Source organism: Pseudomonas sp. So3.2b (assembly GCF_019464415.1).
GTDB lineage: Bacteria > Pseudomonadota > Gammaproteobacteria > Pseudomonadales > Pseudomonadaceae > Aquipseudomonas > Aquipseudomonas shahriarae.
The window spans coordinates 710,228-725,083 of the sequence record NZ_CP080494.1; the positions used below are offsets into that span (position 1 = coordinate 710,228).

Below are 14,856 nucleotides of genomic sequence, written 5' to 3' on the forward strand. Positions count from 1 at the left end.
CGATTGAGCGCGCAGCGCTCACCCAACCTATGCATGAGAATTCTCCAGCAAAACCCGCCCGCTGGAACACGCCGCACTGTCATTGCGATAAGCGAAATACAACTTGCCCCGCTCGCGATCAAAACGCAGGTGCAACTCGACCACATCGCCCGGGCGCACCAGTTGCTGGAATTTGAGCACTTCCATGCCGGCAAAGGTCGGCGGGAGATCGAGCAGTTGCTGGCCCAGATTGAACGCCCATTCCACCTGCACAACCCCCGGCAGCACCGGGGTGTGGGGGAAGTGGCCGCTGAAGTAGGCCAGGTCCGGCGGAATGCTCAGTTGCAGGGTCCATTCGCCGTCGCTCTCGACCTGCGCCAGGACGTCCGGCGCCTTGGGGCGCGGCGCCAGCAGCAGGGCTTCGATGTGCGCCTGGGGCAGCTTGCCCTGGGAGTTGAGCGGTAACTGCCGCAACAGGCGCCAGCGGCGGGGCAGGGCCAGGGCTTCGCAATGCTGGCCCAGGTGTTGGCGCAGGGTTTGGGTGACGGTCCGTCGGCCTTGGTTGCGCAAGGCGTGCAGGCCGTCGCCACTGAGCACCACCAGGGCGCCGAGGGACGCGCGGTTTTCCTGGACCACGCCCAGGCGCGCTTCGGCGACCCAGGCGTGATCCGCCAGGGCTTGTTCGAGCATCGGCAGGGAGATGCGTTTTTCTTCCAGCTTGACGATCCGATCCAGGCGCCCGAGCAGTTCGAAGCGCCCGTCGGCGTGGATCTGGGCGGCATCGGCAGTCTGCTCGACATGCCCCGCTGGCAGGTACGGCGAGGCAATGCGCAAGGCGCCGTCGGCATCCTGGCTCAGTTGCACATCGGCAAACGGCTGCCACGGCGCGTGGCCCTGGCGCCAGGCAATGCCGCCGGTTTCCGAGCTGCCGAGGATCTCCGTCGGCCACTGCTGCAGGCGTTGATGCAGGCTGTCGGCCGCGTCGCCGGGCAGTGCGCCACCGGAGGAGAACACGCGCTTGACCGTGCTCAAGGCGGCCCAGTCAAGATTGTCGCCCATGCGCTTGAGCAGGGCCGGGCTGGCCACCCAGGCAAAGTGCGGGTGCTGGCGGCTGACGCGCTGCAAGTCTTCGGGGAACGGCAGTTGCTCACGTACAAACGTGCGGCCAGCGCACAGCGGCCACAGCACGCGGAACAGCAGGCCGTAGATATGCTGGGTGGCGACGCTGCCGATGATGCAGGCCTGGCCCAGGTCGGCGCCCCACAAGGCTTCCAGGGCCTGGACCTCATTGGCCAGCTGGCGCAGGGTTTTGTCGATGCGCTTGGGCTCGCCGCTGGAGCCGGAGGTGCACAGGCTCAACTGGCAGGTATCCAGGTCAAGGGCGGCGGCGGCAACTGGGGGCTGGTAGAGCGCGTCAAGGTCGCCCGCTTCGGTCAGCCAGGCGTCAACATCAGCGGCCCAGCGTTGGCGGGTCTGGGGTTGCAGGTCGGCGGGCAGCAACACGCTGACCCCGGCCTGCCAGGCGCCCAGCAAGGCGATCGCCAGCTCGCCGGCATCGTTCAGGTGCACCGCCAGGCGCTGGATGCCACGGGCTTGCAGGCCGGACGCCAGGCTCAGGGCCCGCTCGCACAGTTGCGCGTGATTCATCGACGGTTCGGTAGTGACCAAACGCAGTTCCACAGGCTCAAGCAACAGATGCTCAAGATTGACCCAATTCATACGCGGCCTCGAACCCTTTGTCGTATCAGCCATTCCACGGCAAACAACAGCCCCATCAAGCCGTAGGCGATCAGACCGTTGTACAACGTCCACCAGCTCAGCGGTGCCCACAGGGTGAGCGCGGCGGCGAGCAGGCCGTTGCACAAGAAAAACACACTCCATGCCACGGTGACCTGGCGTGTGTACGCAATGGCCTTTTCGGGCAATTGCGGATCGCTCAGGCGCGCCAGGCGCTCGACCATCGGCGGGCCGTATTTCAGGCTCAGGCCGAACAGCGCCAGCATGAACACGCTGACCAGGCTCGGGTACCAGCGCAGCAGTTGCGGGTTGTCGAACCAGGCCAGCAGCAGGCAAAACACAATTGCAGCCACCGCCATCCAGCCACTGCCAGGGCGTCGCGGGCCGGTCAGCGCGCGCAGCAACCACAGGCTGGCCAGCAGCAGGCCGAATTGCCACGGAGCGAAATGCTCCGTGCCGTAATACACCGCAAAAGGGTACAGCAGCCCTACCAGCAACAGGCCAAGGCCGATCAGCCGGCTCATGCGGCCGGTTGGACCAGGCGGTAGACCGCCTCGACCACGTCATTGACCGTACGCACGGCCTTGAACTCTTCGGCGGCGATTTTCTTGCCGGTCTGGCGCTTGATATGGTCGATCAGGTCCACGGCATCGATGCTGTCGATTTCCAGGTCCTGGTACAGGTTGGCGTCGAGAGTGACCCGTGCCGGGTCCAGTTCAAACAGTTCCACCAGGGCGTCGCGCAGGGTGTTGAAGATATCGTCACGAGTTTGCATGGTTGGGTCTCAAGCTGCCTGTCTGGCCGTGACGAACGCCGCGAGGCTGGCCACGTTGATAAAGTGATTGCGGGTGTCCTTGGCGTCGGCGTCGATCTTGATGCCGTACTTTTTCTGGATCGCCAGGCCCAGTTCCAGGGCGTCTACCGAATCCAGGCCCAGGCCTTCGCCGAACAGGGTTTGCTCGCTGCCAATGTCGCAGGCGTCGATATCTTCCAGGCCCAGGGCCTCGATGATCAGGGTTTTGATTTCGTGCTCAAGGCTGTTTGGGTTGCTCATCTTCGGCGAGCTCCTTAATGAAATAGTGATGCAGGTAATCGTTGAGCTTGCGTGAGGCCTGAGGCGCTGGCCCTTGTGAGGCAAACACCTGTGGGTCTATATCGGCACCCACCTGCAAACTGAAGTGAAAGCGGCGGTGGGGGATGCGATACCAGGGCTCGGCCTTGGTCAGCGTGGTCGGGCTGACCTTGAGCACCACGGGGGTGATGATTGTCGCACCGCGCAGGGCGATGGCGGCGGCCCCGCGATGAAAGGCCGGGGCTTTGCCCGGTACGGTGCGGGTGCCTTCGGGAAAGATAATCAGGGTCTGGCCGCCCCTCAGGGCGCCTGCGGCGGCATCGAGCATGTCGATGCTGCCGTCATTGCTGATATAGCCGGCATCGCTCACCGGGCCACGGGTGAAAGGGTTATGCCACAGGCTTTGCTTGACCACGCAATTGGCATCGCGCACCAGGCCGATCAGCACGACGACGTCGATCAGCGACGGGTGGTTGGCGATGATCATCTGCCCGGGGCGCCCGAGTTTTTCGGCACCCTCGACGCTGTAGGTGAGAATGCCGGCGCGGTACATCATGTTGATAAAGAACCAGAACAGGCGGCCGATGGTCAGGCGCGCACGTCGCTGATGCTGCTGCGCATCCCCCGGCAGGCAACTGAGCAGGGGAAACACCAGCAGGCGCAGGCACAGGCCGCCCAGGCCGAACAGCACGAAGCTGGCGGCCGTGGCGAACAGGCGCCAGTAATAGGCGTCCCGGGGCTTGTCGGTCAGGGTTTGCGTTGCCAGTTCCATACTCGGTTCTTCCAGGCATGTTGGCAGGCCCCCTGCTCGGTAAGCAGGGCGCACAGCAGGTTCAGGGCATGGGGCCACTGGGTCTTGGCAGGTTGGACAGTCGCGGTGTGCAGCGCCAGTTGCCATTCGTCGCCTGGGGTCAGCAGCAGGCCCAGGGCGTAGGGGAACGGCACGTCGTCGATCCAGCGTGCGTAGGCTGGAGGTGGCTGCTCTTCGGTAATCACCAGCAATACCGCCGGCGCGCCCTCGTTGAGCAGGGCGGCGGCCTCGAGCATGCCGTGCTCCAGGCCGTCGCCCGCGGCTGCCAGGGCAGTCATTTCGCTGGTTTCATTGCGCAGGATCGACCACAGGCCAATTACCGCGTTGTGCACCGACAGGCTGAACTGGGTGGGCGACAGGGGCTGGTCATTGGCCAGGTCGCTGAGAATATCCAGGGTGCGTGGGGTTTCGCCGTGACGTGAAACAAACACCAGCGGCAGATCCTGCAAACCTTCGGCCAATGGCCAGCCGACGCTGAAGGCCATCCGCGCCAGGCGGCTCAGGCGCCGGCGCTGCATGGCCGGCAGGAACGACACATCGGGCGCGGCATCGCTTTGGGCGAGCAACACCTTGGCATGGCACCAGTCGCGCCAGGCATCCTCGCTGTCGAGCCCAGGGGCCCAGGCACGCCATTGGGCGATGTTGAAGTTGATCACTGAGAAGATTTCCCGCCCCTGCGGGCTTCCTTGTGCTGCAAATTGCCCCGCCGCGACGGGACATGGCGCGATGGCCGAGTGGCGCGCATTATCCCGGTGCTGTGGGGTTCTAGCAAACTTTGGTAAAGAATTGTTCACGAGATATTACAAAGTCGGCGAAAAAGGATCAGTGATTGTCCGCCAATGGCTACGGGTGTCTGGTGTCAGGTAACTCTGTATTGGTTGGCGTGTTACGAGATAGTTATGCGGGATCCATCCCCAGATGCTGTAGTACAAGCTTGATCAAGGTAGCGAGCGGGCGCTTTTGCCCTCTACACTCGGGCATTCATTGATACACGGAGGTTTTTCCATGCGGCGCGTGGTGTTCAATCAAAAAGGCGGCGTTGGCAAATCCAGCATCGCCTGCAACCTGGCGGCGGTCAGTGCCAGTGAAGGCTATCGAACCCTGTTGGTGGACCTCGATGCCCAGGCCAACTCGACCCAGTACCTGACGGGGCTGACGGGCGACGATATTCCCATGGGTATTGCCGACTTCTTCAAGCAGACCCTGTCTTCCGGGCCGTTTTCGAAGAAAAACCAGGTGGATATCTACGAAACCCCCTTCGACAACCTGCATGTCATCACTGCCACCGCAGAGCTGGCGGACCTGCAGCCCAAGCTCGAGGCCAAGCACAAGATCAACAAGTTGCGAAAGCTGTTGGATGAATTGTCCGAGGATTACGACCGGATTTACCTGGATACGCCGCCGGCCCTGAACTTCTATGCGGTTTCGGCGCTGATCGCCGCTGATCGTGTGTTGATCCCTTTCGACTGCGACAGCTTCTCACGGCAGGCGCTGTATGGCCTGCTGGCGGAAATCGAAGAACTCAAGGAGGACCACAACGAAGGCCTCGAAGTGGAAGGCATCGTGGTCAACCAGTTCCAGGCCCGCGCGAGCCTGCCGCAGAAGATGCTGGACGAGTTGATTGCCGAAGGCCTGCCGGTGCTGCCGGTGTACCTGGCCAGCTCGGTGCGCATGCGCGAGTCCCATCAGGAAAGCAAACCGCTGATCCACCTGGACCCGCGCCACAAACTGACCCTGCAGTTTGTGGAGCTGCATAACTTGCTGGAAAACGCCTGATCTGAAGAGTGAACACGCTCAATGTGGGAGCTGGCTTGCCTGCGATCAGGGGGGGCCAGCTTGCAGAGGCATCAACTGACCCACTGTCATCTGGGGTTACACCCCTTGGCTACGCAACCAGCTCATCAGTTGCGGTAACGGAAACGCCCCGCTCTGGCGCGCTACTTCCCGGCCGTTCTTGAATAGGATCAGGCTGGGAATCGAGCGAATCCCCAATTGTGCCGAAAGCTGCTGGTTGGCCTCGCTATCGAGCTTGGCCAGCCGGCACTTGCCGGCCAACTGCCCGGCGGCCTGTTCAAACACCGGCGCAAACGCCTTGCACGGCCCGCACCACGCGGCCCACACGTCCACCAGTAGCGGTAAATCGCCCTTGATCTGGCTGGAATAATCGCCCTGGTTCAATTCAAACGGTTTGCTCAGCAACATCGGCTGCTTGCAGCGCCCGCACTTCGGGGCATCGCCCAGGCGTTCGTGGGGGATGCGGTTGAGGCCGTTGCAGTGTGGGCAGGGGATTACAAGAGAATCGGACATGATGGGGTTCCGTTGACGTTGCCAATGAACACTATTTGGAGCCAGGGCCAAGATTATCAAGGTTAGGCGGTAGCGACGCACGGGCTCACATTTTTGCCTGTGCACATGTTTGACGGCGTATCCAGGCTGCCTACGCAGGTATGAGATACCACCACTGGTCTGCTGAGCGCTTATCGCATACTGCGATAATTTGATCCCGGGACTAACGCTCATAGCAAGATGCGATAACGGCAAGTGGAAGGAATGACCGGAAATGAGCGTATTCATTGAGCAGGGTTAGGACGAGCAACTGATCTCCAAATGCTTGCCCCAATCGGGCGGCCGCTGCGCGTACTGTTCCATCCCCGGCTGTTCTTCAAATGGCGTGCTCAACACCTCATGCAGTCTTCGCACTTCACTGTAGTCGCCTGACTCGGCGGCGGTGATGGCGTTTTGTGCCAGGTAGTTGCGCAGGATATACAGCGGGTTGACCGCGTGCATGCGCTCGCGGCGTTCTGCCTCGCTGCCAGTACCGTCGCGCTCAACCCGGGCCTTGTACTCGTCGGCCCAGGCATCGAAGCCCGCGCGGTCGACAAAGTCATCACGCAGGCGCGCCACGGCCAGTGCGGCGGATTCGTCGCCCAGATGGCGGAAAAACAAGGTGTAGTCCACGCCACTGTTCTGCATCAGTTGCAGCAGGCGCTCCACCAGTTTCTGGTCATCGTCCTCGGCGGTGGTCAGGCCCAGGCGGCGGCGCATCAGGTCCAGGTAATGGGCCTGGTACAGCGGCAGGTACAGGCCCAGGGTCTCGCGCAGGGCTTCAACGCTGATGTATGGCGTCAGCGCCTGGGCCAGGGCGCTGAGGTTCCACTGGCCGATGGGCACCTGGTTGCTGAAGGAATAGCGGCCTTCGTGATCGGAGTGGTTGCAGATGAAGTGGGCGTCGAAGTCATCGAGGAAGGCAAACGGCCCGAAGTCGAAGGTAATCCCCAGGATCGACATATTGTCGGTGTTCATCACCCCATGGCAAAACCCGTAGGCCTGCCACTTGGCGATCAGCTCGGCATTGCGCTCGACGATCTCGCGGAACATTGCCAGGTAGGGCTCGGGTTGCTCCTGGCATTGGGCAAAGTGCAGCTTCAGCACATGCTCGGCCAGTTGTTGGTGCAGCTCGGTTTTCTGGGTGTAGTAGAAGTATTCGAAGTGCCCAAAGCGGATATGGCTCGGCGCCAGGCGCAGCACCATGGCCGCGCGTTCCTGCTTCTCGCGCCATACCGGGGTGTCGGAGCCGATCACGCACAGGGCGCGGCTGCTGGGGATGCCCAGGGCGTGCAAGGCTTCGGAGGCGAGAAACTCGCGGATCGACGAACGCAGCACCGCGCGGCCATCGCCCATGCGCGAGTAAGGCGTTTGCCCGGCGCCCTTGAGGTGCAAGTCCCAGTGCTCGCCCGCCGCGTTATACACCTCGCCCAGCAGCAAGCCGCGGCCGTCCCCCAGTTGCGGGTTGTAAGAGCCAAACTGATGCCCGGAATAGACCATCGCCCGCGGTTCGGCCTCGGCCCACAGCGTGTGGCCGCCGAACAGTTCGGCGAACACCGGCGTGTCGGCCACGGCCGGGTCGAGGTCCAGCAGGGCCATGGCGGCGTTGCTCGCCACCACCAGCCGTGGCTCGTCGATGGGCTCGGGCAATACGTGGGTTGAGAAACCATCGCCCAGGCGGGCGAAGCGGTTGTCGAAGGTCAGGTCGTCGAGGGCTTTCACCGGCCATCTCCAGCAGAATGTCCGAGCATTCTGCTGGGGATAGCGCGGTTAGTCGAGTTTGGCCGGCGGTGTGGGTTGTGGCGAGCCGTCATTCGCCGGCTTGCTCACGGGTTCGACTTCCACCAGCTTGTATTCCTGGCCGTGCAGGTTTTTCAGGTAAATCTCCATCTGACGGAACGAAATGTTGATGCTCTGCTTCTTGAACTCACGGTTGATAAAGCGGTTGACCTCATCAATCACCGGGTTGCGGTCGCCCAGATCGCGTACATGCATGCGCAATTCGTGGTCGAGGGTGCTTTCGCCGAAGTTCAGGAAGTACACAAGGGGTTCCGGGTCTTTCAGTACCCGTGGGTTATCCCTGGCGGCCTTGAGCAACAATTCCTTCACCAGGTCCAGATCGGAGCCGTAGTCCACGCCAAGCTTGAGGGTCACCCGGGTGATGGTGTCGGTCAGCGACCAGTTGATCAACTGCCCGGTGATAAAGGTTTTGTTCGGGACAATGATGTCCTTGCGGTCGAAGTCGGTGATGGTGGTGGCGCGGATGCGGATCTTGCTCACCGTCCCCGACAGGTTGCCGATGGTAATGGTGTCGCCGATGCGCACCGGGCGCTCGAACAGGATCATGATGCCGGAGATAAAGTTGGCGAAGATCTCCTGCATGCCGAAACCCAGGCCCACCGACAGCGCGGCCACCAGCCATTGCAACTTGTCCCAGCTGACCCCGAGGGTCGACAGGGTCGACACAAAGCCCACACCGGCAATCACATACGACAGCAAGGTGGTGGTGGCATAGGCACTGCCCTGGGCCAGGTCGAGTTTGGACAGCACCAGCACTTCCAGCAGGCCCGGCAGGTTGCGCGCCAGGGCGAAGGTGATGCCGATGATGATCAGTGCGCCGAGCATGTCGCCGATGCTGATGGGCACCATGCTGATATTGGCGCCGGTGCCGCTGGTGTACTCGTAGAGGGTGATGTTGTCCAGGTAGGAGAACACCGAGATCAGGTCTGACCAGACCCAGTACAGCGCCGCGATAAAGCCGCCGAGCAAGGCCAGGCGAATCAGGCGCATGGACTGCTCGTTGACCTGCTCGATATCCAGGGTCGGTTCCTCGATCACCACTTCGCCGTCGCCGGCTTCCTTGGCCGCCTGGCGCTTGGCCAGTGCCCGGGAGTAGGCCAGGCGCCGTGCGGCCACACCCAGGCCACGGACGAAGGTGGCTTCGATCACCAGCCAGAACATCAGCAGGTACAGGGTGTTGATCAGGCGGTCGCTGAGTTTGAGCGCGGTGTAGTAGTAGCCAAAACACACGGCAATAAACAGCGCGATGGGCAGCGCGGTAAACGCCACGCCGACCACCTTGCGAAACAGCGAGGCCTTTTCATGGGTAGGGCTATTGAGCAACAGGCGACTGAGCAGCCAGGCCATCAGCCCGTAGCAGGTCAGGACCACAGCGATCCCCAGCACATCGTTGGCCAGGGCCGCCGGCTGATGTTCGGCGATGGACACCACGGCCACCAGCGCCAACACCACCAGCCCCAGTTTGCGGATCCAGCCCTGGAGGAATTCGACCTGGGGTTTTTCCCAGCGGAAATGCAGTTCGGCCACACCGCCCGGCGCCAGGATGCGATAGGCGGTGTAGAACACCAACCACGCCTGGGCGATTTGTACCAGGGCCATGCCCAGATTGGCGTTCTGCCCACGGGCATCGATTTGCAGGGCGTAGCCACACAGCGCCAGGCCGAGGGTCACCGGCAAGGCCAGCAGGATATTCACCAGAATGGCGATCGGGGTGTGCCACTGGCTGTCACGTTTGAAGTGACCGATATCCATATGGATTTTTTTCAGCCGCTCGTACAGGTTGTTACGTCGCCATAGCAGGGCGCCGATCAACAGCAGCAGGGGCAAGAACAGCAGCGGGCGCTGGGTCAGGCCGTCATACAGTTCGCTGAGGCTGGAGGCCCAGGGCAGGGTGTTGACCTGTTTTTCCAGGCGGGTGGGCACGGCTTCCAGCCATTCGACGTCCAGCGGTTTGTTGCTGGGGATCCAGAACATCTGTTCGTCGAGGGTCGCGCGCAGGCTGGCGGCGGTGCTGAGCAGCTGTTTCTGGTTCAGTTGCAGGGTGATGGATTCGTTGAGCAGTGCGCTCAGTTCCCGGCTCAGGCGCTCGAGCAGGTCGCTGCGGGTCACGGCCAGTTCCAGCAGGGTGCGGCGCAATTGCGGGGTGACCTGGTCTTCGGGCTGGTTGGCCAGCAAGTTATCGACGTAGGCACTCGGCGAGTTGATCAGTTCGCGCTGCTGGTTGACCTCGAACTGGTACAGGCGAATGTTGGCGATATCGTCCGCCAGATCCCGGTCGACCTTCAGGCGCGGCAAGGCCTGTTTCTGTTGATAGAGAATTTTCGACAGCAGCAGGCTGCCCTTGAGCACGTTGATCTGCTCGTCCAGGGCCGAATCGCTCTGGGTCATGCTGTCCAGCAACTGCTTGGTTTTCAGGTTCTCTTGGGTCAGCTCGTTGAGCCGGTCGGTGCTTCTGAGCAGGTAGTCGGACAGTTTCAGGTTGGCCGCGCTTTCCGTGGTCAGCAGGCTGCTGCCGCCGGCCTTCTGCGCTTCGATGGACTGCTGAGTCACGGTTTCCTGGGACTGGGCCAGGCGTTTCTGGTTGATCAGGGTTTGCAGGTCCTGGATTTCCTGCTCCAGGCGCGTGGTTTTTTCCACCGCCAGGTCATGCTGGCTGTTGCCCAGGTCTTGCAACTGGCTGTTGCCCGCCAGCTCCTGGCGGCGCAGCGGGATCAAGGCATTGAGCGCCGCCAGTTCGGCATTCAGCAGGTTGCGCTGGTCGCCGTTGAGGGGTTTGCCATTGTCCTTGCCGGCCTTGAGGATGCCATTGATCTGCTGGATGCGCGTCTGGCTCTTGCTGATTTCGGTCTGGGCGCGCTCGGGGCGGGTCTGGGCGGCGATGCTCAGGCTGTTGGCGTCGGCCAACTCCTTTTGCAGGTCGCCCTGCTGGGTGCTGCGCTGCACCAGCAGTTGTTCGAGCTGGGGCACCGGCAGGCTGGCGTAGCGCTGGGCCACAGGCACCACTTTGGTGCTTTTGAGGCGGGCCAGTTCACGGGAGTTTTCCGTGGTCTGGCGGGGCGCGCCTTCGAGCTGACGCTTGAGGTCAGTCAGGCGTTGCTCGTAATCCTGCTTGTTGCCCAGCAGGGTCAGGGTCTGCTGCAACACATTTTGCAGCGCCTTCATGTCGGCGTCGGGCAGTTTGCGGTCAGGCAGCTTGTCCAGGGTCTGTTGCACGCTCTCGATGCTTGGCGGGGCGGCGGCATACACGGGGCTGACGCAGAGGGTCAGACCGAGCAGGGCAGTGGCTAAAAAAGTGCGCAGGAATGTCATAGAGACCGATCGAACAAGATGAAGAATAGGGGGCGTGCTGATGGCCACTGGCGCATCGTCGCCCCGCAGTTTAGAGGAAGAATCCGGGCCCCGGGCGACTTCCTTCGGGGAATCTGACGCCGACTTTGCCGATCTTGTTCCCGTCCATCACGGCAACCGTCCAAATGGTGTTGTTCCACTCCACCTGGTCGCCGACAACCGGGGCGCCACCGACTTTCTGGGTAATAAAGCTGCTCAGTGGCATGTCCGGGTCGATGCCGTCGAGCTTGAGCCCGTACAGCGCCGAAACCGCGCCCAGCTGGGCGTCGCCCTCCAGCACGAAGTCGCCGAAGAAGCGCAGGTCCAGGCCCCGTTGTGGTGCCTGGCTGAACAGCTTGCCGAGGGCGGCGAGGTTGTGTTCATGGCCGATCACGCACAGCAGGTCATCGGCTTCCAGCACCGTACTACCCGACGGATGGAGCAGTTGCTGGCCACGAAACAGCGCGGCGATCCGTGTGCCTTCGGGCATTTTCAGCTCGCGCAGGGCCGCGCCGATGCACCATTTCTCCGCCCCCAGGCGGTAGACGAACAGCTCCCACTCGCTGGTGACGTGCACTTCCAGGGCTGCCCGGGAAATCGGCGCAGGCTCGGGTGGTACCGTCACTTTCAAGAGTTTGGCGACCCACGGCAGGCTGGTGCCTTGCACCAGCAACGACACCAGCACAATAAAGAACGCCAGGTTGAAATACAGCTGGGCGTGGGGCAGGCCGGCCATCAACGGGAACACCGCGAGAATGATCGGCACCGCGCCGCGCAGGCCGACCCAGGCGATAAACACTTTTTCGCGGCCATGGAAGGCCTTGAACGGCAGCAGGCCGACGGCCACCGACAGCGGCCGCGCAAACAGGATCATCCACAGTGCCAGGCCCAGGGCCGGCAGGGCGATGGGCAGCAGGTCATGGGGCGTGACCAGCAGGCCCAGCACCAGGAACATGCCGATCTGCGCCAGCCAGGCCATGCCGTCGAGCATATGCAGGATGCCGTGGCGGCTGCGTACCGGGCGGTTGCCGATCACCAGGCCGCACAGGTACACGGCGAGGAAGCCGCTGCCGTGCAAGGCATTGGTCAGGGCGAAGACGAACAGGCCGCCGGCGATCACCAGGATCGGATACAGACCGTTGGCCAGGTTGATCCGGTTGACCAGTTGCAGCATCAACCAGCCGCCGCCCAGGCCGATAATGCCGCCGATGCCGAACTCGCGGATCAGGTGGGTCAACAGGCTCCAGTGCAAGCCGGTCTGGCCGCTGGCAAGCATGTCGATCAGGGTCACGGTGAGGAACACCGCCATCGGGTCGTTGCTGCCGGATTCGATTTCCAGGCTGGCACTGACCCGTTCGTTCAGGCCCTTGCCGCCCAGCAGCGAGAACACGGCGGCGGCATCGGTGGAGCCGACGATGGCGCCGATCAGCAGGCCCTGGATGATATTGAGGTCGAACAGCCAGGCCGCCGCCATACCGGTGAGGCCGGTGGTTATCAACACCCCCACGGTCGCCAGCGACAGGGCTGGCCACAGTGCCACGCGAAAACTCGCGACCCGGGTCCGCAAGCCGCCATCGAGCAGGATCACTGCCAATGCCAGGTTGCCCACCAGGTAAGCGGTTGGGTAGTTATCGAAAATGATCCCGCCGCCATCGACGCCGGCCAGCATGCCCACGGCCAGGATGATCACCAGGATCGGGATCCCCAGGCGGGACGAAAGAGAACTCACCAGAATGCTCGCACCTACCAGCAACGCGCCGATCAAGAACAGGCTGTTGATGGTCGTCGCATTCAAAGGCAGTACTCCGAAAATAAGGCGGGCGCAGACTGACCATGCAGTCTGCGTGCCAGCGATTCTAACCTGTTGAATTGCTGCGCTGTCAAAAAGCTTTTCAGGTTTACGCAGAACCAATGTGGGAGCAGGCAAGCCCCCACATTTATGATGCAGTGTCTGTTAGAGACGGAATCTACCCACCATCCCATTCAAATCCACCGCCAGGCGCGACAACTCACTGCTCGCCGCACTGGTCTGGCTGGCGCCGGTGGCCGACTGCACCGACAAGTCGCGGATGTTCACCAGGTTGCGGTCCACTTCCCGCGCGACCTGCGCCTGCTCTTCTGCGGCGCTGGCGATCACCAGGTTGCGCTCGTTGATCTCGATAATTGCGCTATTGATGGTATCCAGGGACATCCCCGCGCCTTTGGCGATATTGAGCGTCGATTCGGCGCGCTCGGTGCTGTTGCGCATCGAATCCACTGCCTGTTCGGTGCCGGCCTGGATACTGCCGATCATCCGCTCGATTTCACTGGTCGATTGCTGGGTACGATGGGCCAGGGCCCGTACTTCATCGGCAACCACGGCAAACCCGCGCCCGGCTTCCCCGGCGCGCGCGGCTTCGATGGCGGCGTTCAGGGCCAGCAGGTTGGTCTGGTCGGCCAGGCCGCGAATCACATCCAATACCTTGCCGATATCCCGCGACTCTTCGGCCAGGGCGCCGATCAGCGTGGCGGTGCCCTGCACATCGCCGCTCATGCGCTCAATCGCGCTGACGGTTTCCTGCACCAGGTCGCGGCCATCGCCGGCCGAGGCGGTGGCGTTTTTCGAGGCTTCGGAAGTGCTGACGGCATTGCGCGCCACTTCTTCGACGGCGCTGGTCATCTCGTTGACGGCGGTGGCCGCCTGCTCGATCTCGTTGTTCTGTTGGGTCAGGCCACGGGCGCTTTCATCGGTGACGGCGTTCAGTTCTTCGGCAGCCGAGGCCAGTTGGGTGGCCGAGCCGGAAATGCGCTGCAGGGTGTCGCGCAATTTCTCCTGCATTTTATTCATCGCGCGCAACAGGCGGCCGGCTTCGTCATCGCCATCGACCTTGATCGGCTGGGTCAGGTTGCCCTCGGCAATCTTCTCGGCCGCGTCCAGGGCCTGGGCGATGGGCAGGGTGATGCTGCGGGTCAGCAGCCAGGCAAATAGCATGGTCAGCGCCGTGGCCAGCACCAGCAGGGCGACCACCAGCTCGAAGGCCGAATCATATTGCTCGGCGGCTTTCTGGTTGCTGTCGTTGGCCATCGAATTGTTGATGTCCAGCAGACGCGTCAGGACCGCGTTGACTGCCTCGGAGTTGCTCAGCAGTTCGGTGTTGAGCAAGGTGCGCAGCTCTTCGATCTGATTGTTGCGCGACAGGCTCTTCATCCGCTCTTCGATCTGCCGGTACTGGCCCAGCAGGCGCACATAATCGTCGTAGGCCGAGCGTTCCTCGCGGCTGTCGATCAGCTTTTCATACACGCTCTGGGCTGTCCGAATCTGCTGGTTACGCAGTTCAAAGGCTTCCAGGGTCTTTTGTTGCACCTCCGGCTCGCGGTTGGTCAGTAGGCGGTAGGACAACACACGCAGGCGCAGGGTCAGTTGGGTGAAGTCGTCGAGGGCGCGAATGCTCGGCACGCTGCTCAGGGTGATGTCTTCGGTGGCACCCCGGATCTTGCCCATCTGATTCAGCGCAAAAACACCGAGAAACAACATCAGCGCACCAATGCACGCGAAGCCGAGAAACGCGCGCGGCGCGATATTCATATTACGAAGAGACATGCAGTGGTCCTGGGAGAGGCGCGATCCGTGCGGCTTTGAGGCGGGGTAAGCATGACCTATCGGACGTACGACTAAAGTCTTGAGGGGGTGCGCGTTTTTGTCGCATCCTGCGCGGATTGGAATGGATTCAGGAACCAGATGGCGTAAATGCAGTCACTAAGGCTCCACAGCGTGGCCTGACCCGTGAAATCGGGGCTGCGCGCCAGGATAACCCTGGCTTCCACG

At 62.2% G+C, this 14,856-nt stretch carries 12 protein-coding genes and 1 pseudogene; 1 reads left to right on the forward strand and 12 read right to left on the reverse strand.

What is annotated here, in order from left to right; genetic code table 11:
- Positions 1 to 27: 27 nt before the first annotated feature.
- Genes K1X80_RS03135 through K1X80_RS03160 form a run of 6 tightly spaced genes read right to left on the reverse strand, consistent with a single transcriptional unit; the run spans position 28 to position 4,255 of the window.
- Positions 28 to 1,698, reverse strand: a complete 1,671-nt coding sequence (locus K1X80_RS03135; RefSeq protein WP_220172656.1) for an acyl-CoA synthetase family protein — start codon at positions 1,696 to 1,698, stop codon at positions 28 to 30.
- The gene (locus K1X80_RS03140) at positions 1,695 to 2,240 is read right to left on the reverse strand and encodes a hypothetical protein (RefSeq protein ID WP_057437272.1); all 546 of its coding nucleotides are present in this window, start codon (positions 2,238 to 2,240) and stop codon (positions 1,695 to 1,697) included. Before K1X80_RS03140 ends, K1X80_RS03135 begins: the two co-directional genes overlap by 4 nt.
- Positions 2,237 to 2,491, reverse strand: a complete 255-nt coding sequence (locus K1X80_RS03145) for an acyl carrier protein (RefSeq protein WP_032862153.1) — start codon at positions 2,489 to 2,491, stop codon at positions 2,237 to 2,239. Before K1X80_RS03145 ends, K1X80_RS03140 begins: the two co-directional genes overlap by 4 nt.
- A gap of 9 nt (positions 2,492 to 2,500) precedes the next feature.
- Positions 2,501 to 2,770, reverse strand: coding sequence for a phosphopantetheine-binding protein (locus K1X80_RS03150; RefSeq protein ID WP_032862152.1), 270 nt, complete (start codon positions 2,768 to 2,770; stop codon positions 2,501 to 2,503).
- Positions 2,748 to 3,560 carry a 1-acyl-sn-glycerol-3-phosphate acyltransferase gene (locus K1X80_RS03155; RefSeq protein WP_057437274.1) on the reverse strand — a complete coding sequence of 271 codons (813 nt, stop codon included), beginning with the start codon at positions 3,558 to 3,560 and terminating at the stop codon, positions 2,748 to 2,750. Before K1X80_RS03155 ends, K1X80_RS03150 begins: the two co-directional genes overlap by 23 nt.
- Entirely contained in the window at positions 3,536 to 4,255 is a 720-nt protein-coding gene (locus tag K1X80_RS03160) for a beta-ketoacyl synthase chain length factor (protein WP_057958099.1), read from the reverse strand. Before K1X80_RS03160 ends, K1X80_RS03155 begins: the two co-directional genes overlap by 25 nt.
- 349 nt (positions 4,256 to 4,604) lie before the next feature.
- Between K1X80_RS03160 and K1X80_RS03165 the strand changes: the two genes are divergently transcribed.
- The gene (locus K1X80_RS03165) at positions 4,605 to 5,375 is read left to right on the forward strand and encodes a ParA family protein (RefSeq protein ID WP_057958100.1); all 771 of its coding nucleotides are present in this window, start codon (positions 4,605 to 4,607) and stop codon (positions 5,373 to 5,375) included.
- 96 nt (positions 5,376 to 5,471) lie between these two features.
- Here the strand turns inward: K1X80_RS03165 and trxC are convergent, their stop codons facing one another.
- From trxC to K1X80_RS28460, 6 genes and pseudogenes are all read right to left on the reverse strand, one after another.
- Complete coding sequence (gene trxC / locus K1X80_RS03170; RefSeq protein ID WP_057958101.1) at positions 5,472 to 5,906, reverse strand: thioredoxin TrxC; 435 nt, start codon at positions 5,904 to 5,906, stop codon at positions 5,472 to 5,474.
- A gap of 276 nt (positions 5,907 to 6,182) precedes the next feature.
- Positions 6,183 to 7,646, reverse strand: a complete 1,464-nt coding sequence (gene selO / locus K1X80_RS03175) for a protein adenylyltransferase SelO (RefSeq protein ID WP_057958102.1) — start codon at positions 7,644 to 7,646, stop codon at positions 6,183 to 6,185.
- A gap of 48 nt (positions 7,647 to 7,694) precedes the next feature.
- A complete protein-coding gene (gene mscK, locus K1X80_RS03180) occupies positions 7,695 to 11,033 on the reverse strand; it encodes a mechanosensitive channel MscK (RefSeq protein WP_120731346.1) in 3,339 nt (1,112 codons plus the stop codon).
- Between the two features lie 70 nt (positions 11,034 to 11,103).
- Entirely contained in the window at positions 11,104 to 12,846 is a 1,743-nt protein-coding gene (locus tag K1X80_RS03185; protein WP_057958104.1) for a potassium/proton antiporter, read from the reverse strand.
- A gap of 159 nt (positions 12,847 to 13,005) precedes the next feature.
- Positions 13,006 to 13,878, reverse strand: a complete 873-nt coding sequence (locus tag K1X80_RS28455) for a methyl-accepting chemotaxis protein (RefSeq protein WP_408980322.1) — start codon at positions 13,876 to 13,878, stop codon at positions 13,006 to 13,008.
- Positions 13,879 to 13,908: 30 nt separating this feature from the next.
- A pseudogene (locus K1X80_RS28460) lies at positions 13,909 to 14,631 on the reverse strand (MCP four helix bundle domain-containing protein); the annotation flags it as partial.
- Between the last annotated feature and the right edge of the window lie 225 nt (positions 14,632 to 14,856).

What these genes read in the sequence shown, in the direction of transcription:
- K1X80_RS03135 (WP_220172656.1), bottom strand. Translation starts at nt 1,698, where the DNA reads ATGAATTGGGTCAATCTTGAGCATCTGTTGCTTGAGCCTGTGGAACTG.
- K1X80_RS03140 (WP_057437272.1), bottom strand. Translation starts at nt 2,240, where the DNA reads ATGAGCCGGCTGATCGGCCTTGGCCTGTTGCTGGTAGGGCTGCTGTAC.
- K1X80_RS03145 (WP_032862153.1), bottom strand. Translation starts at nt 2,491, where the DNA reads ATGCAAACTCGTGACGATATCTTCAACACCCTGCGCGACGCCCTGGTG.
- K1X80_RS03150 (WP_032862152.1), bottom strand. Translation starts at nt 2,770, where the DNA reads ATGAGCAACCCAAACAGCCTTGAGCACGAAATCAAAACCCTGATCATC.
- K1X80_RS03155 (WP_057437274.1), bottom strand. Translation starts at nt 3,560, where the DNA reads ATGGAACTGGCAACGCAAACCCTGACCGACAAGCCCCGGGACGCCTAT.
- K1X80_RS03165 (WP_057958100.1), top strand. Translation starts at nt 4,605, where the DNA reads ATGCGGCGCGTGGTGTTCAATCAAAAAGGCGGCGTTGGCAAATCCAGC.
- trxC (WP_057958101.1), bottom strand. Translation starts at nt 5,906, where the DNA reads ATGTCCGATTCTCTTGTAATCCCCTGCCCACACTGCAACGGCCTCAAC.
- mscK (WP_120731346.1), bottom strand. Translation starts at nt 11,033, where the DNA reads ATGACATTCCTGCGCACTTTTTTAGCCACTGCCCTGCTCGGTCTGACC.
- K1X80_RS28455 (WP_408980322.1), bottom strand. Translation starts at nt 13,878, where the DNA reads ATGAATAAAATGCAGGAGAAATTGCGCGACACCCTGCAGCGCATTTCC.